At 38.8% G+C, this 22,955-nt stretch carries 18 protein-coding genes; 4 read left to right on the top strand and 14 right to left on the bottom strand.

Annotated features, from left to right (window positions below; genetic code table 11):
* Positions 1–508: 508 nt before the first annotated feature.
* The 10 genes from DCS32_RS16010 to DCS32_RS15980 all read right to left on the bottom strand — a co-directional run bounded on the left by DCS32_RS16010 (position 509) and on the right by DCS32_RS15980 (position 12,153).
* Entirely contained in the window at positions 509–2,404 is a 1,896-nt protein-coding gene (locus tag DCS32_RS16010) for an OmpA family protein (RefSeq protein ID WP_108879205.1), read from the bottom strand.
* Positions 2,405–2,441: 37 nt separating this feature from the next.
* Entirely contained in the window at positions 2,442–2,603 is a 162-nt protein-coding gene (locus DCS32_RS16320) for a type IX secretion system membrane protein PorP/SprF (RefSeq protein WP_262497448.1), read from the bottom strand.
* Positions 2,551–2,808, bottom strand: coding sequence for a type IX secretion system membrane protein PorP/SprF (locus tag DCS32_RS16240; RefSeq protein WP_239057534.1), 258 nt, complete (start codon positions 2,806–2,808; stop codon positions 2,551–2,553). The genes DCS32_RS16320 and DCS32_RS16240 overlap by 53 nt, the downstream gene beginning before the upstream one ends.
* Positions 2,783–3,322, bottom strand: a complete 540-nt coding sequence (locus DCS32_RS16235; protein ID WP_239057533.1) for a PorP/SprF family type IX secretion system membrane protein — start codon at positions 3,320–3,322, stop codon at positions 2,783–2,785. The genes DCS32_RS16240 and DCS32_RS16235 overlap by 26 nt, the downstream gene beginning before the upstream one ends.
* A gap of 61 nt (positions 3,323–3,383) precedes the next feature.
* Entirely contained in the window at positions 3,384–3,719 is a 336-nt protein-coding gene (locus DCS32_RS16000; protein WP_108879204.1) for a gliding motility-associated C-terminal domain-containing protein, read from the bottom strand.
* 53 nt (positions 3,720–3,772) lie between these two features.
* Entirely contained in the window at positions 3,773–5,380 is a 1,608-nt protein-coding gene (locus DCS32_RS15995) for an Ig-like domain-containing protein (protein ID WP_108879203.1), read from the bottom strand.
* 83 nt (positions 5,381–5,463) lie between these two features.
* Positions 5,464–7,140 (bottom strand): Ig-like domain-containing protein, encoded by a 1,677-nt coding sequence (locus DCS32_RS15990; protein ID WP_410492550.1) that lies wholly within the window; start codon positions 7,138–7,140, stop codon positions 5,464–5,466.
* A gap of 112 nt (positions 7,141–7,252) precedes the next feature.
* Entirely contained in the window at positions 7,253–7,423 is a 171-nt protein-coding gene (locus DCS32_RS16375) for a hypothetical protein (RefSeq protein WP_410492549.1), read from the bottom strand.
* A gap of 240 nt (positions 7,424–7,663) precedes the next feature.
* Complete coding sequence (locus DCS32_RS15985; protein WP_162533681.1) at positions 7,664–8,509, bottom strand: Ig-like domain-containing protein; 846 nt, start codon at positions 8,507–8,509, stop codon at positions 7,664–7,666.
* A 26-nt stretch (positions 8,510–8,535) separates the two neighbouring features.
* Positions 8,536–12,153, bottom strand: a complete 3,618-nt coding sequence (locus DCS32_RS15980; RefSeq protein ID WP_108879200.1) for an Ig-like domain-containing protein — start codon at positions 12,151–12,153, stop codon at positions 8,536–8,538.
* Between the two features lie 573 nt (positions 12,154–12,726).
* Here DCS32_RS15980 and DCS32_RS15975 point away from each other — a divergent pair.
* From DCS32_RS15975 to DCS32_RS15960, 4 genes are all read left to right on the top strand, one after another.
* A complete protein-coding gene (locus DCS32_RS15975) occupies positions 12,727–13,506 on the top strand; it encodes a HipA family kinase (protein WP_108879199.1) in 780 nt (259 codons plus the stop codon).
* Entirely contained in the window at positions 13,496–13,879 is a 384-nt protein-coding gene (locus DCS32_RS15970; RefSeq protein WP_108879198.1) for a DUF3037 domain-containing protein, read from the top strand. The genes DCS32_RS15975 and DCS32_RS15970 overlap by 11 nt, the downstream gene beginning before the upstream one ends.
* Positions 13,880–13,977: 98 nt before the next feature.
* Complete coding sequence (locus DCS32_RS15965; protein WP_108876436.1) at positions 13,978–14,574, top strand: NAD(P)H-dependent oxidoreductase; 597 nt, start codon at positions 13,978–13,980, stop codon at positions 14,572–14,574.
* 3 nt (positions 14,575–14,577) lie between these two features.
* The gene (locus tag DCS32_RS15960) at positions 14,578–16,491 is read left to right on the top strand and encodes a monovalent cation:proton antiporter-2 (CPA2) family protein (RefSeq protein ID WP_108879197.1); all 1,914 of its coding nucleotides are present in this window, start codon (positions 14,578–14,580) and stop codon (positions 16,489–16,491) included.
* A gap of 122 nt (positions 16,492–16,613) precedes the next feature.
* Here DCS32_RS15960 and DCS32_RS15955 read toward each other — a convergent pair whose 3' ends face one another.
* The 4 genes from DCS32_RS15955 to DCS32_RS15940 are packed head-to-tail and all read right to left on the bottom strand — an operon-like array spanning position 16,614 to position 22,953.
* A complete protein-coding gene (locus DCS32_RS15955; RefSeq protein WP_108876435.1) occupies positions 16,614–17,219 on the bottom strand; it encodes a TetR/AcrR family transcriptional regulator in 606 nt (201 codons plus the stop codon).
* 9 nt (positions 17,220–17,228) lie between these two features.
* A complete protein-coding gene (locus DCS32_RS15950; protein WP_108879196.1) occupies positions 17,229–18,650 on the bottom strand; it encodes an efflux transporter outer membrane subunit in 1,422 nt (473 codons plus the stop codon).
* Positions 18,650–21,793: an efflux RND transporter permease subunit gene (locus DCS32_RS15945; protein ID WP_108879195.1), complete on the bottom strand. Its 3,144-nt coding sequence runs from the start codon at positions 21,791–21,793 to the stop codon at positions 18,650–18,652. The genes DCS32_RS15950 and DCS32_RS15945 overlap by 1 nt, the downstream gene beginning before the upstream one ends.
* 23 nt (positions 21,794–21,816) lie before the next feature.
* Complete coding sequence (locus DCS32_RS15940) at positions 21,817–22,953, bottom strand: efflux RND transporter periplasmic adaptor subunit (RefSeq protein ID WP_108879194.1); 1,137 nt, start codon at positions 22,951–22,953, stop codon at positions 21,817–21,819.
* Between the last annotated feature and the right edge of the window lie 2 nt (positions 22,954–22,955).

Here is a 22,955-nt window from a genome sequence, read left to right as displayed (position 1 = left end):
CGCTTATCAATCGGCTCATTTCCTTATAATTTCCTTCGGCAACGGCCTTGTAGTAGGCAGTAACGGTTTCTTTGGAGGTCGCTTCTTGCTGTGTGCATCCCGTGAGTATGCAGAGTAGGGTGAGGAGGAATAGGGTATATTTCATAGCGCGTGAATAGATGAATGCTGCCCTAAATATAGCATCTTTTATAGCGCCCTAGCTTGCAAATGACGTACGATATAAGAGGTGTTTATGATACGCTTTCGCGAAAGCGTACTAACTCTACATTAAAGGAGTCTCAAGATACATTTGGCGCACTTTTTAGGATGACCATATAGAGAGGAAGCCTATACACCTACGTAGTGAAAGCGTAATGGATTGAGACAGGTTTGCTTTCGCGAAAGCGTAATAACTGCGCACTACGTTTATCTACAGATCATGAGGGTATATACATACATAAGCCTTCACTAGCGTTGAGTACTAGAAAGGCTTATGAGAGGTTTAAGCGGGGTACATGTGCCTGTGGTATTATCTTCTAACCACAATAAAATCTGATCGTCTATTTTCTAAATACTGCACTTCTGTACAGCTATCGTCTGCCTCGTCACAAATGTGTATAGGCCTAGATTCACCAAAACCTCTTGCACTCTCAATGCGCGAACTCGTGATACCATTTTTAATCAAATAGTCACGTGTAGAAGTCGCTCTGTTTTCTGATAAGGTCTGGTTATACGACGCTCCACCACGTTGATCTGTGTGGGATTCTATCTTAATAACGAGGTCTGGATACTCGTTCATAATATCAATAATACGCTTGAGCTGCTGTGCGGCAAATATGTTAATCGCAAAACGGTTAGACTCAAAATTAATAGGATTGATTTTAATTTTTTCTACCTCACCATCTGTAATGAATATGTCTGAAAGATTAGCCAACTTAAAATCTACAAAGTTAATAAGCCCATTAGGCTCAGTACCTGTGTTTAAGTCTAGCTCATCTTTTGAGTAGCCTATTTTTGACGCCTTAAAGTTGTATCTAATGTTACAACCCATCTGCAAGGTGTAGGTTCCTGCAGCGTCTGTAAGTGTTTCGGCTACTTGGTTATTGTTAGTGTCATAAGCAATGATGGTTACTTCTGGAAGCGGTGCTCCAGATTGTGCGTCTGTAACGGTTCCTTCTATGGTCTGGAAGCACTCTCCTTGATCATATACAAAGGAGTAAATATCATCATCGCCTTTGCCGCCTTCCCTGTTTGAGCTAAAATATCCTTCATTCTTTGTATTACTAGCCACATAAGCAAAGTCGTCTGCATTGCTATTAATACCAAGGCCTAGATTACGTGCATTGCTATACACACCATCTCTAAGCTGTGCTTTATAAATATCAAGCCCGCCAAAACCTACGTGACCTTTAGAAGCAAAATAGAGTTCTTTATTTTTTATAAAAGGGAAAAAGTCATCATAAGGAGTATTAATCGCATCGCCCAGATTGCGAGGGGTAGAGAGCGAGCCATCCTCACGTATATCACATACATAAATATCTGCACGGCCATAACCACCTGGCATGTCTGACACAAAATACAGCTGACTACCATCTATAGTCACAAAAGGCTGCCCTATGGAATAGCCGTTCCCGTTAATAGGGAGTTCCTCTTTATCAAACTTTTCATCATTAATCTGCACACGGTAGAGCTTAAAGAAGTTTCTCTTGTTCTTTGTATAAATTTTACGTGAGCCAGATTGTGCACTTGATGCATATACGAGGGTCTGGTCATTATTGTAAAAGGTTGCAGTTGCATCGTGGTACTGCGTCTCTAGATCCTCACTAAAAAGTTTAATATTAGAATATGAACCAGTACTATCTATCGTGGCCTCATATAGCGATAGGTAAGGGGTGTTATCTCTTTTATAGAGTTTATTTTCTTCATCATTGCGAGCTGTTGAGAATACCAGCTTATTTTTATACAAGGAACCACCAAAATCTGCATAGCTAGAGTTAATCTCGAGGTTTCTAATCTGGTAGAGCGTGTCATTTGCTATAATGTCATTAAACCGAGACTTTTCTTCATAGTATCTGTTGAGCTCTTTGTCTTTTTTGGAAAGCTTTAAATAGCCTACATAAAAATCATCTGCCGTATCATACTTTTTTAAGAAGCGTAGCACATCAAAATATTGCCAAATGTGTGCAGGTTCCATCGTGTATCCTAACGCATCAAAGGTTTTTGTGTATGCAATCTCTGCACGTTCATAATTTTTGAGATTGTAATGCGTATCAGCTATATGCTGCCAGGTTGCAGGCGCTACCTTTTTTGAGTCATTAAGATGCTGATCATAAAGCACTGCAGCATCTGCATACATATGTCTTTCATAAAGCTCATCTGCTTTTTTTAAATCATTCTGTGCATAACTAGAACATACGCACATCATGAAAAATATATAGTGATTTCTTCATAGTAGTTTGATATTAAAAGAATCTAGGTGAGAATGACATTCCCTTTTTCTTGAATAAAGAGAACTTTAAAATAACTTCATGGGTTCCATCATTATAATTTGTGAACTCTGTAGTAGCATAATCAAAGGAATAGCCTAAAAAAATTGTCAGAAATTTGAAAACCAGCCAGCGCACTTACCGCAGCATCCACTTGATAACTAGCACCTACGGTGAGCTTGTCATAAAAGAGGAAATTTGCCGAAAGGTTATATCGCAGCGGACTACCATTTACATAGTTTACAAGCACAGCGGGTTTAAAACGGATGTTATCGCTTATGCCAAAAACATAACCTGCAGTTAGGTACGTTTGCAACTCATCTGCCACGACATTCCTCCACATTATCATAATACTCATCGTTAAAGAAATCTGGCACAGAGACACCCAGGTACCAGTTGTATTTGTATAAGAATGCACCCGCGCCCAGCGTAGTGAGTAGTCTATTATCAATGTTATTTGTGAGTAGGGGATCGCCTTGGTTTACAAACTCCCCTTTTGAGAAGTCAACATTGAGTAACTGAGCACCTCCTTTTATCCCAAATGCCAAATTAAGATCCCTATCCAACTGAATATTATAAGAGAAATTACCATCAAAGTTGAATCTCTCTGCAGGACCGTTTACATCTTTTGTGACATTTACACCTATACCAACGCGATCAGTAAGCGGCGTTTCAACACTGAGGTTATACGTCTCTGGCGCCCCATCAAAACCAGCCCACTGCGATCGATATATTCCCACCACATTTAACCCTTCTGAAGATCCTGCATATGCTGGATTTATAGCCATGGTATTATACATGTATTGTGTATAGTTAGGCGCTTGTTGTGCATTGCTATGTATGCTTACACAACACATAATAAGTACTAAGTAAATCTTATATATTTTTAAACATATTCGTTGTTTTTAAGTTAGGTTATTAAAGTGCAATGTATACCCAGCCAGTAAGCGGCTCATTACCATCTTTTAAGTCTAGAATGTAATAGTAAGTAGATGATGGAAGGCCGTCATTTTTATTAACAGTACCATTAGAAGTAGAAGTACCTCTCCACACATTTGCATATCCATCCATCTCATACACCATGTTTCCAGCTCGATTATAAATTTTCAAGTTGTTTTCTGGGTAAGATTCGATGCAGCGTATGGTAAAGGTGTCATTAAAGCCGTCACCATTAGGTGAGAATTCATTAAACACTTTAATGCAACTAGGCGTGATATCAACTTGAGATACATTGTTAGTAAAGTCACTATCCATAGGGCTAGACTGCGTGATGGTCGCGATATTTAGATAATCTCCGTCCTCGAGTACTACAGCCGTTTTTCTAACACTACAGTAGCACTGGCCATCACCTCAGGAATTATCCAAGTACCCACTGCATTATCAAAAGTTCCACTATCTGTCGCCGCAGATATAAATTGCAGTCCGGATGGTAATATATCTTGAACCTCAACATCTGTAAAATCTGTGTCGCCTACATTAGTCACAGTGATGGTATACACAACCTCCGTATTAAGTTGTGGCAGGGCATTATTTACCGTTTTAAGAATCGTAAGATCAGAACAAGTGGCAACTTCCACGTCTAGAGTAGCCTCTGCTAGAGGCATACAGCTATTTAAAGATTCATAATTTACTGCAACAGATTGCTCGCCAAGTTCGTTCCATATCACCGTAACAAAATCATCTGTGAGATCACCACCAGTGATGATTGTTCCTCCAGAAGAAATGGTCCATAAATAACCGCTCATGTCAGTTTCTGTCTGGTAAGTGATTTCATTACCCACACAAGTCATTTCAGTACTGCTCGTAATGCTTGCTGTAGCAGTCTCATCTATCGTAATATTCACCTCTAGACGAGTGCTACTCTCACAGCCATTATTTACTAAAGCTCCATAATAATTACCAGAAACTAAAAGTGTATCTGCAGCTGGAGTGCCTCCTGTTGCTTGAGCATACCATATTACATCAGGTTCATTTACGTAAATATCACTTACGGTAGCCATAGCATCTATACAAAATGACTGTATACTTGCGGTGGTAGTAGGCGTAGGAGTACTGATAATAGTAACTGTAATAGCCAGCCTGTTTGCACTCTCGATTCCGTTTGTAACAAGTGCCGCATAATAAATCGTGTTGTTCATCAATGCAGTATCGGTAGCTAAAACTGTCCCACCAGAAGCACTGAGGTACCAATTTACAGTAGTCTCATTAACCTGAATATCTGCAATTATTGGATTTTCGCTTTCGCAAAAAAGTTGCTGGTCATTTTCTGTCGTTACGATACCTGATTGTATGGTAAGCTCATCTACAGTAGTGTCTGAAGCTGTATTACCTACCAAATCTTCTGCAGTGGCTTGCACATCATACGTGCCATCTCCAAGTTCATTTTCATCTGGTATTTGTAAAGACCATGTATCATCACCATTGTCTGTTAGGTTCCCATCACTCTCCATATATGAATTACCATCCACAATGATTGAAAGCATATCATCAGAGTCTGCTGTACCTGTAATCATTGGCGTGGTGTCACTTGTTTCTTGAGGAGTCACCGTAGGCGGAATAGGAGCAGTCGTGTCAATTGTCAACTCGTTAGTAGTTACATCTGACGCCGAATTTCCAGTCATGTCTTCAGTGGTGGCTTGCACATCATAAACACCATCTGCAATATCATTAGCTCCTGGAATTTGCAAGCTCCATGTATTATCACCATTATCTGTAAGATGTCCGTCATTTTCAACGTAGGTTGTGTTGTCAACGGTCACTGTCAATGCATCACTAGAATCTGCTGTTCCCTCAATTATTGGGGTGGTGTCTGTGGTTACTTGAGAGATTACCGTTGGAATACTAGGAGCATTCGTATCGATTATCAACTCGTCTGTTGTGGTATCTGAAGCAATATTGCCAACCGTATCTTCCACCGAAGCATCTACATCATACGTTCCATCTGGTAGTTCGCTTCCATCTGGAATCTGTAAAGACCAGGTATCATCACCATTATCGGTTAGGTTACCATCACCTTCGGTATAGTAACTCCATTTACGATTACTGTAAGCTCATCAACAGAATCTGCTGTACCAGTAATCAATGGCGTGTTGTCATTCGTAGTTTGTGAATGAACCGTTGGAGTCGTTGGGGAAGCAGCGTCAATGGTTAATTCGTCAATAGTAATATCCGAAGCCGTATTTCCAACAGCATCTTCCACCGAAGCATCTACATCATAAGTTCCATCTAGGAGTTCGCTTTCATCAGGTATTTGTAGAGACCACGTATCATCACCATTATCGGTAAGGTTTCCATTACCTTCGGTGTAGGTCACTCCGTTTACAATTACAGTCAGCTCATCATCAGAATCTGCTGTACCAGTAATCAGCGGTGTGGTGTCATTTGTGGTTTGTGCTGTTACCGTTGGAGTAGTAGGCGCAGTAGCGTCAATTACTAATTCATCAGTTGTTGTATCCGAAGCCGTATCCCCAACAATATCTTCCACAGAAGCATCTACATCATACGTTCCATCTAGTAGTTCGTTTCCGTCAGGAATCTGCAGGCTCCAAGTATCATCTCCGTTATCGGTAAGGTTTCCATCACCTTCCGTGTAGGTCACTCCACTTACAATTACAGTCAAATCATCATCAGAATCTGCTGTACCAGTAATCAGCGGAGAAGTGTCATTGGTAGTTTGAGCAGTAACCGTTGGAGTCGTTGGTGCAGTAGCGTCAATTACTAATTCATCAGTTGTTATATCCGAAGCAGTATTTCCAACAGTATCTTCAACAGAAACATCTACATCATAAGTTCCATCTAGTAGTTCGTTTCCATCAGGAATCTGCAAGCTCCACGTATCATCACCATTATCGGTAAGATTTCCATCACCTTCAGTATAAGTAATTCCATTTACAATTACAGTCAGCTCATCATCAGAATCTGCTGTACCTGTAATCAGCGGTGTAGTGTCATTGGTAGTTTGCGCAATAACCGTTGGCGTCGTTGGGGAAGCAGAGTCAATGGTTAATTCATCAGTTGTTATATCCGAAGCTGTATTCCCAACAGTATCTTCCACCGAAACATCTACATCATAGGTGCCATCTGGTATTTCGTTTCCGTTAGGTATTTGCAAGCTCCACGTATCATCTCCATTATCGGTAAGGTTTCCATCACCTTCGGTGTAGGTCACTCCGTTTACGATTACTGTTAGCTCATCATCAGAATCTGCTGTACCTGTAATCAGCGGTGTAGTGTCATTGGTAGTTTGCGCAATAACCGTTGGCGTCGTTGGGGAAGCAGAGTCAATGGTTAATTCATCAGTTGTTATATCCGAAGCGGTATTTCCAACTGTATCTTCCACAGAAGCATCTACATCATAGGTGCCATCTAGTAGTTCGTTTCCATCAGGAATCTGCAAGCTCCACGTATCATCACCATTATCGGTTAGGTTTCCATCACCTTCGGTATACGTAACTCCATTTACAATTACAGTCAACTCATCATCAGAATCTGCTGTACCTGTAATCAGTGGCGTGTTGTCATTTGTGGTTTGTCCTGTTACTGTTGGAGTAGTAGGCGCAGCAGCGTCGATTACTAATTCATTTGTTGTTGTATCCGAAGCCGTATTACCAACAGCATCTTCAACAGAAACATCTACATCATAAGTTCCATCTGGTAGTTCGTTTCCATCAGGTATTTGTAGAGACCACGTATCATCCCATTATCGGTAAGGTTTCCATCACCTTCAGTGTAGGTTACTCCATTTACGATTATTGTAAGCTCATCATCAGAATCTGCTGTACCAGTAATTAATGGCGTGGTGTCATTCGTAGTTTGAGCAGTAACCGTTGGCGTCGTTGGGAAGCAGAGTCAATGGTTAATTCATCTGTTGTTGTATCTGAAGCAGTATTTCCAACAGCATCTTCAACAGAAGCATCTACATCATACGTTCCATCTGGTAGTTCACTTCCATCAGGAATCTGCAGGCTCCACGTATCATCACCATTATCGGTAGATTTCCATCACCTTCGGTGTAGGTTACTCCATTTACAATTACTGTCAGCTCATCATCAGAATCTGCTGTACCATTAATCAGTGGAGTGGTATCATTTGTGGTTTGAGCAGTAATCGTTGGCGTCGTTGGGGAAGCAGAGTCAATGGTTAATTCATCAGTAGTAATATCAGAAGCAGTATTCCCAACGTATCTTCCACAGAAGCATCTACATCATAGGTTCCATCAGGAATTTCGCTTCCATCAGGAATCTGCAAGCTCCACGTATCATACCATTATCGGTAAGGTTTCCATCACCTTCGGTATAGGTAACACCATTTACAATTACAGTCAGCTCATCATCAGAATCTCCTGTTCCTGTAATTAGTGGAGTGGTGTCATTTGTGGTTTGCGGAACAACCGTTGGAGTTGTAGGCGCAGTAGCGTCAATTACTAATTCATCTGTTGTTGTATCCGAAGCTGTATTCCCAACCGCATCTTCCACAGAAACATCTACATCATACGTTCCGTCTGGTAGTTCGCTTCCATCAGGAATTTGCAAGCTCCACGTATCATCACCATTATCGGTAAGGTTTCCATCACCTTCAGTATAAGTAACTCCGTTTACAATTACAGTCAGCTCATCATCAGAATCTGCTGTACCAGTAATCAATGGCGTGGAGTCATTAGTAGTTTGAGAATTAACCGTTGGCGTAGTTGGTGCAGTAGAGTCAATTACCAGCTCGTTTGTTGTTGTATCCGAAGCTGTATTTCCAACCGTATCTTCCACAGAAGCATCTACATCATAAGTTCCGTCTGTTAGTTCGTTTCCATCAGGAATCTGCAAGCTCCACGTATCATCACCATTATCGGTAAGATTTCCATCGCCTTCAGTATAAGTAATTCCATTTACAATTACAGTCAGCCCATCTTCAGAATCTGCTGTACCTGTAATTAATGGTGTGGTGTCATTCGTAGTTTGTGCTGCAACCGTTGGCGTTGTTGGCGCAGTAGCGTCAATTACTAATTCATCAGTTGTTGTATCCGAAGCAGTATTACCAACTGCATCTTCCACAGTAACATCTACATTATACGTTCCATCTAATATTCACTTCCATCAGGAATCTGCAAGCTAAAAGTGTCATCACCATTATCGATGAGGTTACCATCACCTTCGGTGTAGGTAACTCCATTTACAATTACTGTTAGCTCATCATCAGAATCTGCTGTTCCTGTAATTAGTGGAGTGGTGTCATTTGTGGTTTGCGGAACAACCGTTGGCGTCGTTGGGGAAGCAGAGTCAATTACTAATTCATCAATTGTTGTATCCGAAGCAGTATTTCCAACTGCATCTTCCACCGAAGCATCCACATCATAAGTTCCATCTGGTAGTTCGCTTCCATCAGGAATCTGCAGGCTCCACGTATCATCACCATTATCGATGAGGTTACTATCACCTTCGGTGTAAGTAACTCCATTTGCAATTACAGTCAGCTCATCATCAGAATCTGCAGTACCTGTGATTAGCGGCGTGGTGTCATTCGTAGTTTGCGGATCAACCGTTGGCGTTGTTGGCGCAGTAGCGTCAATTACTAATTCATCTGTTGTTGTATCCGAAGCAATATTTCCAACGGTATCTTCCAAAGAAGCATCTACATCATAGGTTCCATCAGAGATTTCACTTCCATCAGGAATCTGTAAAGACCAAGTGTCATCACCATTATCAGTTAGGTTTCCATCACTTTCGGTGTAGGTCACTCCGTTTACAATTACAGTTAGCTCATCATCCGAATCTGCTGTACCAGTAATTAATGGCGTGGTGTCATTGGTAGTTTGTTCTGTAATAGTTGGAGTAGTAGGCGCAGTAGCATCAATTACTAGCTCAGCCGTTGTAGCATCTGAAGCAGTATTTCCAACCGTATCTTCCACAGAAGCATCTACATCATAGGTACCATCTGGAATTTCGTTTCCATCAGGAATCTCCAGGCTCCACGTATCATCACCATTATCGGTTAGGTTTCCATCACCTTCTGTGTAGGTTACTCCATTTACAATTACAGTTAGCTCATCATCCGAATCTGCTGTACCTGTAATCAGCGGCGTGGTGTCATTCGTAGTTTGTGCTGTTACCGTTGGTGTAGTTGGCGCAGCAGCGTCAATCACTAATTCATCAATAGTTGTATCTGAAGCAGTATTCCCAACCGCATCTTCCACAGAAGCATCTACATCATAGGTTCCATCTGGTAGTACATTTCCATCTGGTATTTGTAGAGACCATGTATCATCGCCATTATCGGTAAGGTTTCCATCACCTTCGGTGTAGGTCACTCCGTTTACAATTACAGTCAGCCCATCATCAGAATCTGCTGTACCTGTAATCAATGGTGTGGTGTCATTCGTAGTTTGTGCTGCAACCGTTGGAGTTGTAGGCGCAGTAGCGTCAATTACTAATTCATCAGTTGTTATATCTGAAGCAATATTCCCAACAGTATCTTCCACAGAAGCATCTACATCATACGTTCCATCTGGTAGTTCACTTCCATCAGGAATTTGCAGGCTCCACGTATCATCACCATTATCGGTAAGGTTTCCATCACCTTCGGTATAGGTAACACCATTTACAATTACAGTCAGCTCATCATCAGAATCTCCTGTACCAGTAATGAGCGGTGTGGTGTCATTGGTAACTTGCGGATTAACCGTTGGAGTAGTTGGACTGTTAATATCTACTGTGTAAGCCTCGCTATCAATAGCTGTGGCAGTACATAAAGTACCAACAACCGTTATCGATGCATCAATAGTTGAATCTGCGTCAAGTACTAATTCTGCGCCTAGAATGTCTGTAGCGAAGCTTAAGGTTGCATCCAATAATGCTGTGTAATTTGTATTATTTACCGTAATAGTTACTTCATCGTTTTCTTGTGCATCTCCTGTAACTACACCAGAAATGGTAATATCATTATTTTGCTCAATACTATTAATGACATCATCTGCGGTAATATTCTCCGTGAGATTTATGGAGATATTTGGGGTATTTGCAAGAATTATAGACACTTGTCTCAAATCACCAGGACTATTCTCACAACCAGTAGCAGGCTCAATGGTTGAAATAAATATATTATCAGGATTATTTGCTTCATTTAATCCTGTGATCTCAAGCTTACTGTCATTAATTGCATAGATGATTCCATCTGCAGTAAGCCCATTAGTAATCTCTACATTTTTATTAGGATCAAAATAATATTTGAAGTTATTTGAGATGGTACTTGACGGTACAATCTCTAATACCTCTGGTAAACATATAGCAGAGTCAAAACCTGCTACTAGAATATCTGAAGCTCTTGGAGTAGGGTTAATGGTCACTAAAACAGCAGTTCTCACAGACGCTACAGTACATCCATTTGCGGTAGCAGCAGCATAGAAAGTAGTACTTTCTGTTAATGATGGGGTCGTAAAAGCTTCACCACTATCTACTGTTGCAAGTAAAGTCCCACCTTGCTCTGCATCATACCAATTTATTTGTGAGTTTGTAGCATCAGTAGTAGCAGTAAGATCTGCAGTGCTATTTTCACATAAGGTAATATTTTTAGATGCTGCAGCAATTTCCGGAATAGCAGGAGTCACCGAAACATCATATAAATCAAGTCGCTGACTCAATGAGGTATTTAATAATGAAGAATAACTAACTACAATCCTATCTACAGGAGCCGAAACATCAAAACCTATATCTACCGGATTATTACTTTGTAATAAATTGATAAGCTCAAGATTTAATAACGAACCTAAGTCTCTTGTTGCAACTAGATTTGTTCCGTTGTAGGCCTCAAATTGGATATTATTTGCCACTCCTAGTGCTAATAAACTTGGATCGACAGCAAGGCGAATTTTAAAATCTTCTGTGGGTTGTGTTGTATTTTGAAAATAAATTTCTTGTTCTATCGTTGCAGCAATTGATAATACTCCCAAACTTAACTCTGAGAATGTTGTAGGATCTCCATCAATTGCATTTTCAATATTTGTGACCCCAGCGCCTCCTAGATTTATTAAATCTAGATTAAGCCCAGTCCCGTCAAATGAGGTAAATGAAGGAGTGTTACAAATAGGTGCATCTGCGCCGTAGAAAGCTCCATAAACTTTCAAAGAACGTTCTTGATTTAGTCCAATTAAGGAACCTATACTATTTGTAATTTCTATACTGCTATATGGTTGGTCTGGTGTGAGTGCTATATAATAATCTCCCTGTGCATCGGTCACTATTTGTGTTCTAGCACCGCTAAATGTATTAGGGTCTGATGATACTGCACTTAGCACGGTAGTATTACCATTTAATGCCTTTACGGTAAATTCTTGATTACCTATTAATACAATCCCCAACACATCTGCAAGTAAATTACCGAGACTACCACCTAGTAAAGAAGGTAATAAGTCATCTTCTGTTTCTATTTTAATATATGATGTGGTATTTGCTGGCAGTAGTTCTCCGTATGCTAACTCAAGTACACCATCATATGCACCAAAAAAAAGTGTTCCAGAGTTTGCTCTAACCTCGGCAAAGTCTGTTAAGTCTTCATTTACAGATAGATTTGCATTGTCAACATTTTCTTGGTTGAGAATAGTGGTTGCAAATGATTGCTCTTGTGCATTCATTGAGAAGCAAGCAAGTAATAAAATTACTATGAAGCTGTTCAAGGGCAATGGATAGGTAGTTTTTCTCTTCATGGTAGTCGTTTTAAATTATTTTAATAAAACATCTAACTAATGAATGTCGAGTACACATCATTAAAAACAATAAAATTCAAATTTGATTAATCGTATAAGAGTCCGTTTAATCAAAGTAATACTTGCCACCAGTTTGTTTAAGACTAGCGTTAGGTATTTGTGTAATTAAGAACTTTTACTTGTACAAAACTGGTTGTAGAATGTTGATTTATACAAGTTTAATGTGTAGGAAAATTATTAAATTGTTTTTGTATTTGCAAGACTAAATACAGCTAATATGAATTAATTAACACTTAAACGTTATAAATTAGCATTTGATAGAATTTTACAAGTAATAAACAGCAAAACAAATCATATTTAATTAACCTTGAATTATAGATTTACATTTTCGCGAAAGCGTAATTAAACAAAACTGTTAAAATTACGTGGTTTGTTGAATAAATTATACTTGTAAAAAAGTTGATATGTTCACATGTGTGTTAAAAATGCTCCACAATATTAGTAGGGAAGACCAATAAGTAATCACTTAAATTTGCAGTAAGGGGGACAACCTCAGAAAAGAGAATACTGTATATGGATATGCTACAATTAAGAACCGTAAATGTTGTGCAATACTTGCAACCTTTACGAGAAGGAGGATCACTTCCAGCTTTAGTAAAGGCAGATGATGATTATTTATATGTGCTCAAGTTTAGAGGAGCGGGCCAAGGTAAGAAAGCACTTATAGCTGAGCTTCTAGGAGGAGAAATAGCAAGAGCGATAGTACTCCATGTTCCAGAGCTTGTGTTTATGAATCTAGATGACTCTTTTAGTAAAACAGAGCCAGATGAGGAGATTCAGGATTTATTGAAGTTTAGCGTTGGTTTAAACTTTGGGCTTCATTTCTTATCAGAAGCGATTACTTATGATCCGCTGGTTAGTACGGTAGATGCGCTTACTGCTTCAAAAATAGTGTTACTAGACTGTATTATAAGTAATATAGATAGAACAGCAAAAAATACAAATCTCTTGCAGTGGCATAATGAGATATGGGTGATTGATAACGGTGCAAGTTTTTATTTTCACCATGATTGGAAAAATTGGAAAAATCACCTAGAGCGTACTTTCCCGCTAGTAAAAGATCATGTATTGCTTGAGAAAGCAACGCGCTTACCAGAAGCGGCAATCGCAATAAAGGAGCTATTAACGCAAGAAAAACTAGAAGATATCATCTCAAATATACCAGAAGACTGGTTAATATCTGAGTTTGATACCATGACTCCTAGTGATATGAGAGCAGCTTACCTTGAGTTTATTAATTCTAGATTATCAAAAATTGATATCTTAGTAAAAGAAGGAGAGGATGCAAGATAAATATACCTTTGAGTATGCCACTATTAGAATTGTACCTAAAGTAGAACGTGAAGAGTTCTTTAATGTAGGTGTCATTGTGTTTTCAAAAAAGAAAAAGTATCTGGGAATAAAGTATCATATATGTCCAGATAAGTGGAAAGCCTTCTGTACAGATGTAGACATTAAAAAATATCAAGCATATCTAGAAGCCTGGGAACTTGTTTGCAAAGGTACACCTGCCGGAGGTCGCATAGGCGCGATGGAACTTTCAGATAGATTTAGATGGCTTACTGCTTGTAGAAGCACCATCATACAAAGCTCAAAAACGCATCCTGGTTTATGTGAAGATCCAGCGAGTGTGCTAGAAGATATATTTAATAAAAACGTGCTATAAGCTTAAAGCGTTAGTTTTTTCAATATTCACATTACGCATTTTAAGGATTACTATAATTCTTACTAGTTGGCTTTCGCCAACATTAACGGTACACATACATGAAGAAGATACTTGTTTTATTCTCACATCCTAAATTTGAAAAATCTAGGGCAAATACGTCACTAGTATCTTACATTCAAGATATGGAGGGTGTTACTTTTCATGATCTTTATGAACAATACCCAGATTTTCATATTGATGTAGAAGCCGAAAAGGATTTACTTATTGCTCACGATATTGTTATCTGGCACCATCCATTATATTGGTATAGTTGTCCGCCTTTAATGAAGCAGTGGATAGATATGGTATTAGAGTTTGGCTGGGCATATGGACCTGATGGTATTGCACTCAAAGGAAAAACCTGTCTCAATGTGATTACTACTGGTGGCTCAAAAGAAGTGTATTGTGCACAAGGAAGTAATAGCTTTACCATTAATGAATTTTTGAGACCTTTTGAGCAGACAGCAACCTTGTGTGGGATGCAGTATTATCCTCCATTTACCGTCATGGGAACACACCAATTGAGTAACACACAATTAGATAGTCACGCAATCAGCTATAAGTCATTATTACAGTTACTTCAACAGGAGGTAATGGTACCAGAAGTAGCAAATTGTGTTTTCTTAAATGACCTCCCACAGTTAAATATCCAATAAGTTATGACAGGAAGTATTCTTTTTGAAGCCATAGTCTTTCTTACGGGAGCCATCATTTGTGTGTATATCGCAAAGCGATTAGGATTAAGTTCGGTAATAGGTTATTTACTAGCAGGCGTACTCATAGGCCCTTACGTATTAGGATTTATAGGTCAAGAGGGAGAAGATATATTACACTTTGCAGAGTTTGGTGTGGTGGTTATGTTATTCTTAATAGGTTTAGAAATTGAGCCTAAGAATTTCTGGAACATGCGCAAGACCATCCTAGGTATGGGAGGATTGCAGGTAGGAGGGACCATGCTACTAACTTATTTCTTGTTCACCTCTCTAGGCTACGACTGGAAAGTCTCTCTTGTAATCTCCATGGCCGTAGCACTGTCATCTACAGCAATTGCTTTGCAAACCATAAAGGAGAAAGGGATGATGGATACCACTTATGGAGCATCCTCATTTTCTATTTTACTTTTTCAAGATATCATTGTAATTTTCATGCTAGGTGCATTGCCACTGCTCTCTACTGCCACAACGGTGGCTGGTGGTGAAGGTCATGGAGCGTCTGAGAATTTATTAGATGGTTTGCCTATCGGTTTTCAAACGCTTGCAATTATTCTTTCTGTAGTTATTATCATAGTTGCCGGTAAATTTTTAATTGTACCTATGCTGCGTAAAGTCGCAAATACAGGAGTAAGAGAACTACTTATAGCCTCTGCATTATTGATTGTATTTTCTATTTCTTTTTTAATGGAATATGTAGGTCTCAGTCCTGCGCTAGGTGCGTTTTTGGGCGGAGTAGTACTGTCTAATAGCGAATTCAAACATGAGCTAGAAAGTACCCTTGAGCCTTTTAAAAACTTACTGCTCGGCCTGTTTTTTATGGCCGTAGGAGCTTCCATTAACTTTATTGTGATTGCCAAAAATCCGCTCACCATAGGCGGGATTTTGATCGCGATTGTAGTTTTAAAAGCGATCGTATTATTTATCACAGGATGGATCTTTAAACTAAAATTAGATCAGAAACTGCTGCTCACCTTTAGCTTATCGCAGATAGGAGAATTTGCATTTGTCTTGCTTTCTTTCGCATTCAGCTTGCAATTGCTAGAGCAAGATCAAATGGATATGATGCTAGTAATCACAGCGCTTACCATGTCACTTACGCCCATCACAGGGATGATAAACGAGCGTTTTATATTACCTAGAATAGGAACCAAAGAGTCTATAAAACGACCTATGGATCACATCGCAAAGTCGCAGAATGTGATTCTTGTTGGTTTTGGGCATTTTGGGAGTACAATTGGCCGTTTTTTGAGGTCTCATGGCGTAGAGGCAACCATTCTTGATCAAGACTCAAACCGTGTAGATTTTCTTCGCAAGATGGGCTTTGAGGTGTATTACGGTGATGCCACGCGCTTAGATTTATTGGAATCTGCTGGAATTGCACAGGCAAAAATTCTAATTTGTGCTATAGATAATCCTACGGTAACAAAGCAAGTCACAAAGCTTGTTAAAGAAAAGTATCCCCATGTAGAACTTATGATTAGAGCAAGGAATAGGGATGACGCCTATGATTTACTCAACTTAGGTATAGAAAATATTTACAGAGAATCCCTAGATACTTCACTCAGCCTTGCTAGTGATGCATTGCATAAATTAGGGTTTAGAAAGTATACGTTAAATAGACAGGTCCAGAACTTTATAAAATACGATGAAGCTATTTTGAGACGACTTGCCAAGGAACCAAAGAAAGGTACAGATAGCTATATTTTTGTCGCTCGTCAAGAGTTAGAAAAGCAAGAACGTTACCTCAACGAAGACTTTAATAGAGGGATTGTAGCTTATGATAATCACTGGGACAGCGAGCACATTAGAAAAACACTAGAAGGACAGCAAGATAATAGTGAAGAAGATAGCACAAAATAGATGAGTTTTTCCCTTTCGGGAACATGTGAGCAGATGATATTTATGCTGTTTAATGACTTATAGTAAGTTTGTCTTTCAACTAGCGCTATATCGCCGAAGCTTTGTGATTGCGGCATTAAAAGTTAATTACCACAAGATTTAAAATACTCATTTGTATACGTGGGTGAGATAATACCTCTTAGATTTGAAATTACAAGATGATAAAAGGTTGCTTCTTTTCCATATACTGCTATCAGATTATTGTTACCTAACACCAAGAGATCTACTCTAGTAAAATAGATGGCTACTACTAGCGACACATTAATATCACTTCTTATGTTACCTGTGTCTTGTGCTTGTACTAGAAGATTGTAAACAGTTACTTTAGATAATTTCTCTACAAATACAGTATATGCCTTATTTGCCTTAGGATAATATCTCGATAGGTCAGAAAGAAAAGAGGGTTTAAAGTATGCTATATACTCAAACCCTCTTTTGTATATTAAAATTACTTTTAAAAGCGCATCTGTACTTTTACAATCAGTGATAACATTAATATTCTCTTGATATTCGTCAAGTAGTGCCATCACGCTTGCAGTTACTAAATCTCCTTTTGTTTTAAAAAACGTATAAATCGTTTTTTTAGAAATCCCGAGATCATCTGCTATCTCATCTAGCGTCACATGTTTGCTGCCAAGCTGTGTAAACTTAGTAATAGCATGCTGTAGCAAGATTTCCTTAGTAGCCATCTTATACTTTTATCTCCATCCGCCACCTAAGGCTTCGTATAAATCAACTATAGATACAAGCTGCTGTAGTTTACTCTCGATGATATTAAGCTCTGCATTAAGAGCACTTTGTCTTGCTGTAAGCAAATCTAGGTATGTTGCATAACCGTTTTTTAAGAGCTCCTCAGAGTTGGCTTCTGCTGCGCGTAGTGCAGTAACTTCTTTATTTATAAATTGGAACTTTTTTGTTTCTGCTTCATATTCAAATAAGGCATTTGATACTTCAGTTCCCGCAACAAGCAATGTCTTTTTAAATGCTAGTAAGCTCTGTTCTTGTTGTGCAATTGCAACTTCGCGCTGTGTTTTCAACTTTCGCTGGTTCAGGAGTGGTTGTGTTAATCCACCTATGACTGTTGCAAATAATGAATTTGCACTTAGTAGCTTATCAATCTCAAGACTCTGGAAACCTCCTGCTGCGGTTAATCGCAATGAAGGATATAAGTTACTCTTTGCAACATTAGTTAGCTCAAAAGACTGAATCAGATCAAACTCAGCTGCCATTACATCAGGTCTATTAGTTAATAGTGATGCTGGTACTCCTAGTTTTAATTCTTCATCTAGCACCTGGCTATCTAGTGAGCTTCTTTCAAAACGCTGTCCAGGTTTTCCTAATAAAATACTGAGTACATTTTCTGTTTTAAAAAGTGCTGTCTCAAGGTCTACTTGTAGTGCCTTTGCGTTGTTATACTGCGCTATGTTTTGATCTACTGCCACCTGTGTAACCTGTCCAGCATCTTTTAATGCTTTTATAGTTTCTACACTACGTTCTCTAGTTGCAACCGTTTCTTCTGTGATGGCTATCTGAGCATCTAGAGCAAGTAAGTTATAATAGGTGTTTGTGATACTTGCAACAAGCTGAGTTTTTACAGCTTGATGACCCGCTACACTTTTCAAATATGCTGCTTGCGTAGCTCTTTGGTTACTTCTTATTTTTCCCCAGATGTCTGCTTCCCAAGATAGATTTGCTGTGATATCAAATTGATCTGTAGCTCTATTGGTCAAAAACTGACCAAACTGCGTGTTCTCAGAGAGTACTTGGTGTGTGAAATTTGCGCCTACATTCACTGTAGGTAAATAACCAGCCTTTCCTTGTTTCGCGTAAGCTTGTGCAGCAATCATCTGTTGTATAGCGATACGCACATCCATGTTATTTTCAAGCCCTTCTTGAATATACGACTGCAATTGATCATCTGTAAATAAGGTTCTCCAAGAGACATTTGCTACAGAAATACTATCTGTAGGCAAATTGTCTGTTCTATACAATGCCTCTGTCTCTGCAGTAATATCTGGCTGTACATAGTCTTGTGCTACAAAGCAACTTTGTAGCATGAAAGACACAACAACTAGAAGTATAGGCTTGCTTATATTCTTATATGTGATAGGTGATTTCATTATTCTTGTGTTTCAATAGTTTGTACTGCTGGTTTACTAGAAATGCGTTCTTGTAACCACTGAAATAATATAAATAAGACTGGGATTACAAATACCCCTAGAATGGTTCCTATAAGCATCCCGCCTACGGCACCTGTACCTATAGAGTTGTTACCTTCAGACCCTACACCTTTGGCAAGTACTAGTGGCATTAATCCTAGAATAAAGGCAAAGGAGGTCATTAGAATAGGTCGTAGTCTTGACTTTGCGCCGTTTATGGCGGCACTCACGATGTCTTCTCCATTTTTACGCCTAGCAAGCGCAAATTCTACAATAAGAATAGCATTCTTGGCGAGCAGCCCTATCAGCATGATTAAGGCAATCTGGAAGTAGATATTATTCTCTAGACCAAACAGCTTAGTACTTATATATGCTCCAAAGACTCCAAATGGTAAAGAAAGTATTACGGCAAATGGTAATAAGTAGCTTTCATATTGAGCACTTAGTAAGAAGTATACAAAGAGAATACTTAATCCAAATATGAATGCGGTCTGATTTCCTGCGTTTACCTCTTCTCTAGTAAGACCAGAATATGCGACAGTATAATTGTTAGGTAGCTTTGCAGCCTCTTCATCTATTATTCTAATAGCGTCTCCAGTACTAAAGCCATCATTAGTAGCACCAGTAATAGAAGTAGAATTAAAGAGGTTAAATCTAGTAACAGATTGTGGTCCATATACACGCTCTAAATTTACAAACTGCGTGATAGGAGTCATTTCTCCAGAGTCAGTTCTTACATACATGCTATTTAAATCTTCTACACCAGCTCTATCATCAGGTAACGCCTGAATATATACTCTAAACTGCTTTCCAAACTTTGAAAAATCTGATGCATAAATACCTCCTATATAACCTTGTAACGTGGAGAATATGCTATTAATAGCTACTCCTTTTTCTTTAGCAAGCGGTACATTTATCTCCATCTCATACTGCGGATATTCTGTATTAAAAGAAGACTGAGCATACTTAATTTCTGGGTGCGACATTAATGCCGCAGCAAACTCTTTATTTGCAACATCTAAGTCTTTAAATTCACCTCCAAACTTGTCTAATAAGTTCACTTCAAAACCAGATGAGTTACCAAATCCTCGAATACTAGGAGGAGAGAAGAAAATAATTTTAGCCTCAGGAATATTTGCACCAAGTCCGAAAAGTTTACCTGTGATTGCAGTGGCAGATAATGAAGGGTCTTCACGCTCATCCCAATTTGCTAGTTTTATGATACCAAAACCATAATTACTTCCTGCACCATTTAATAAACTTCTACCTTTAATAAAGTTAACAGCTACAACTCCTTCTAGGCCATCTATACGATTATATAAATCTGTAGTAACAGCATTTGTTCTATCAAGTGAAGATCCTGCAGGTAGCTCAATGTTTGCAAAAATAATTCCTCTATCTTCATTAGGTACAAAACCTGTAGGAGTTGTGTTTGATGCCCAAACAATACCTACGATAGCAAGTGCTAATAGTAATACAGGCATCCATTTTTGTCTGTATAAGAATGATAGCGAGTGACCGTATCTAGTTACTGTAGCGTTAAAACCTCTATTGAATAAGGTATAAAATCGCTGTAAAGGACCTTTTCCTTTGAGTTCCTCATCATCTTTGTGTGACTTTAAAAGTAACGCACACAACGCTGGACTCAGCGTCAAAGCATTTACCGCCGAAATAAGGATCGCTATAATGAGCGTAACTCCAAACTGCTCATAAAATACTCCTGTAGGTCCCGTAACAAAAGTAACTGGGATAAATACAGCTGCCATTACTAAGGTGATTGATATAATCGCCCCAGAGATTTCATTCATGGCAGTAAGTGTCGCTTTTTTAGGATCTTTTTCCCCTTCGTCCATTTTAGCATGTACAGCCTCTACTACAACAATCGCATCATCTACTACAATACCAATGGCGAGCACTAGTGCAAACAGTGTAAGTAAGTTAATAGAATATCCAAAGACACTTAGAAAGAAAAACGTACCAATAATAGAAACAGGTACCGCTATCGCTGGAATAAGTGTGGATCTAAAATCTTGTAGGAATAAAAACACTACGAGGAATACTAATATAAATGCTTCTAATAATGTAGTAAGCACTTTCTCAATAGATGCGTTTAGGAATAAACTAGTATCATAAGGAACAAAAACATCTAAACCCTTTGGAAGATCATTTTTTACAGATTCTAGTGTTATTTTAATGTTTTCAATAATCTCTCTTGCGTTAGATCCTTTAGTTTGAAAAATCCCCATAAAAACGGATGGATTCCCTAAACTTTCTGCATTTGCAGCATATGACTGTGCATCTAGCTCAATAGTTGCCACATCATCTAGACGTAAAAACTGTCCGTTTCCTAATGCCTTGATGATAATGTCACCATATTGCTTTTGCTCTTTAAAGCGGCCACTATAGGTTAGTGTGTATGAAAAAGCCTCTCCATTATTTTCTCCTAGAGATCCTGCTGCAGCTTCTAAGTTTTGCTCTTGTAATACCGCCTGGATATCTGATGGAATTAGTCCATATGAAGCAAGCTTCTCAGGTTTTAACCAAATACGCATTGCATAATCCTGCTGAGAAAATAAACTTACATCACCTACACCGCTTATACGCTGCATCGCTGGAATTACGTTTATTTTTAAATAGTTCTGAATGAACGTAGCATCATAATCCTCACTCTCAGAATACATGGAGATAAACATCAAAGCACTTGTTTCTTGCTTTTGCGTCGTAACTCCTGTTTGTACTACCTCCTGTGGTAATAGCGGTGTAGCTCTAGAAACACGGTTTTGTACGTTTACCGCTGCAATATCTGCGTCAATCTCTTGATTAAAATATACTGTAATCTCAGCAGTACCATTATTTGAGGCAGTAGAGGTGATGTAGGTCATCCCTTCTACACCATTAATTTGCTCTTCAATAGGGATGATTACACTTTCCAGCACCGTTTCGGCATTTGCTCCTGGATAAGAAGCAAGTACTTTTATGGTAGGTGGCGCAATATCTGGGTATTCTTCTATAGGTAAGCTAGTTATGCTTATAGCACCAAGTACCACTATGATAATAGAAATTACCGTTGAAAGCACGGGTCTTTCAATGAATGTTTTTAACATGTCTTGTATTTTTTTAGGGTAACCTAGTTCTTAAATAGCGTTTGTATAGGCTTAGTAGCTTCCTCAAATGGAACTTCTTGAGGTGTGATAGTCATGCCGCTTCTTAATTTTCCTACACCAGAAACGATGATAGTATCTGTGAGCTCGATACCTGATTCCACAACATATAGGTTATCTACTATCGCTTTTACTTTAAGTATCGAAGTAGCTACTTTGTTTTCCTTATCAACTTTAAAGAACATGATATTTCCTTGTTGTTCATAGGTAGCTTCTTGAGGGATAACAATTGCATCCTCGTATATCGTTGGTATTTGAATCTTTCCACTATTACCGTTTGTTAGTAATTGGTTAGGATTGTCAAAAACTGCTCTTAAGCTTACAGTACCAGTGCGTTGGTCAATTTGCCCTGTACTTGTTTGAATAGTACCTTTTTCAGAATAGGTGGTGCCATTTGCAAGGATTAAACTCACGTTAGAAAAGTTAGCTAGCTTTTCGGCAAGATCTTTTCCTTCAGCTTGCTGTAAGAAATCTAAGTATTGCTTCTCATTAAGACTAAAGAAAGCATATACTTTACTTATATCGCTTACGGTGGTAAGTGGTTGTGGATCTGCTGGGCTTACCAGCGAACCTTCTCTATAAGTAATGGCACCCACAAAACCGTCTACAGGACTTTTAATAGTCGCATAGCCTATGTTTGCAGAGATGCTACTATAATTAGCTTTTGCTTGCGCAAGATTAGCTTTTGCAGTTTCTAATTGTACAGCACTTATGATATTCTTTTCTACTAATGGCGTTAACTTATCAATTTCAACCTGAGCTACATTTACTCTTGCTTTTGCTGCCCCAGCATCTTGATTAAGTGATTGCGTTTCTAGTCTAAATAACACTTGACCCTTACGTACTTTTTGACCTTCGTCTACTAGTACTTTCTGTATATATCCAGAGATTTTTGCTCTTACAGCACTGTTTACAATTCCTTCAAGACTTGTAGGGTACTCTTGGTAAGCTGTTACAGTTTTAGGTTGCAACTTCATTACAGGAAATGGCGCTGGTGGAGCTTGTTGCGCTGCGGCGGCGGTATCTTCTTGATTACCTCCACAACTTATTGTGATAAATAGCACAACAAGTGCAAGCAGGGTGAATGATGTATATCTTTTCATGG

Origin of the sequence: Dokdonia sp. Dokd-P16 (genome assembly GCF_003095655.1) — a bacterium.
GTDB lineage: Bacteria > Bacteroidota > Bacteroidia > Flavobacteriales > Flavobacteriaceae > Dokdonia.
This window is presented reverse-complemented; position numbering and strand designations above follow the sequence as displayed.

What these genes read in the sequence shown, in the direction of transcription:
- DCS32_RS15940 (WP_108879194.1), bottom strand. Translation starts at nt 22,953, where the DNA reads ATGAAAAGATATACATCATTCACCCTGCTTGCACTTGTTGTGCTATTT.
- DCS32_RS15975 (WP_108879199.1), top strand. Translation starts at nt 12,727, where the DNA reads ATGGATATGCTACAATTAAGAACCGTAAATGTTGTGCAATACTTGCAA.
- DCS32_RS15950 (WP_108879196.1), bottom strand. Translation starts at nt 18,650, where the DNA reads ATGAAATCACCTATCACATATAAGAATATAAGCAAGCCTATACTTCTA.
- DCS32_RS15955 (WP_108876435.1), bottom strand. Translation starts at nt 17,219, where the DNA reads ATGGCTACTAAGGAAATCTTGCTACAGCATGCTATTACTAAGTTTACA.
- DCS32_RS15960 (WP_108879197.1), top strand. Translation starts at nt 14,578, where the DNA reads ATGACAGGAAGTATTCTTTTTGAAGCCATAGTCTTTCTTACGGGAGCC.
- DCS32_RS16240 (WP_239057534.1), bottom strand. Translation starts at nt 2,808, where the DNA reads ATGTGGAGGAATGTCGTGGCAGATGAGTTGCAAACGTACCTAACTGCA.
- DCS32_RS16000 (WP_108879204.1), bottom strand. Translation starts at nt 3,719, where the DNA reads ATGGATAGTGACTTTACTAACAATGTATCTCAAGTTGATATCACGCCT.
- DCS32_RS16010 (WP_108879205.1), bottom strand. Translation starts at nt 2,404, where the DNA reads ATGATGTGCGTATGTTCTAGTTATGCACAGAATGATTTAAAAAAAGCA.
- DCS32_RS15980 (WP_108879200.1), bottom strand. Translation starts at nt 12,153, where the DNA reads ATGAAGAGAAAAACTACCTATCCATTGCCCTTGAACAGCTTCATAGTA.
- DCS32_RS16235 (WP_239057533.1), bottom strand. Translation starts at nt 3,322, where the DNA reads ATGTGTTGTGTAAGCATACATAGCAATGCACAACAAGCGCCTAACTAT.
- DCS32_RS15945 (WP_108879195.1), bottom strand. Translation starts at nt 21,793, where the DNA reads ATGTTAAAAACATTCATTGAAAGACCCGTGCTTTCAACGGTAATTTCT.
- DCS32_RS15965 (WP_108876436.1), top strand. Translation starts at nt 13,978, where the DNA reads ATGAAGAAGATACTTGTTTTATTCTCACATCCTAAATTTGAAAAATCT.
- DCS32_RS15970 (WP_108879198.1), top strand. Translation starts at nt 13,496, where the DNA reads ATGCAAGATAAATATACCTTTGAGTATGCCACTATTAGAATTGTACCT.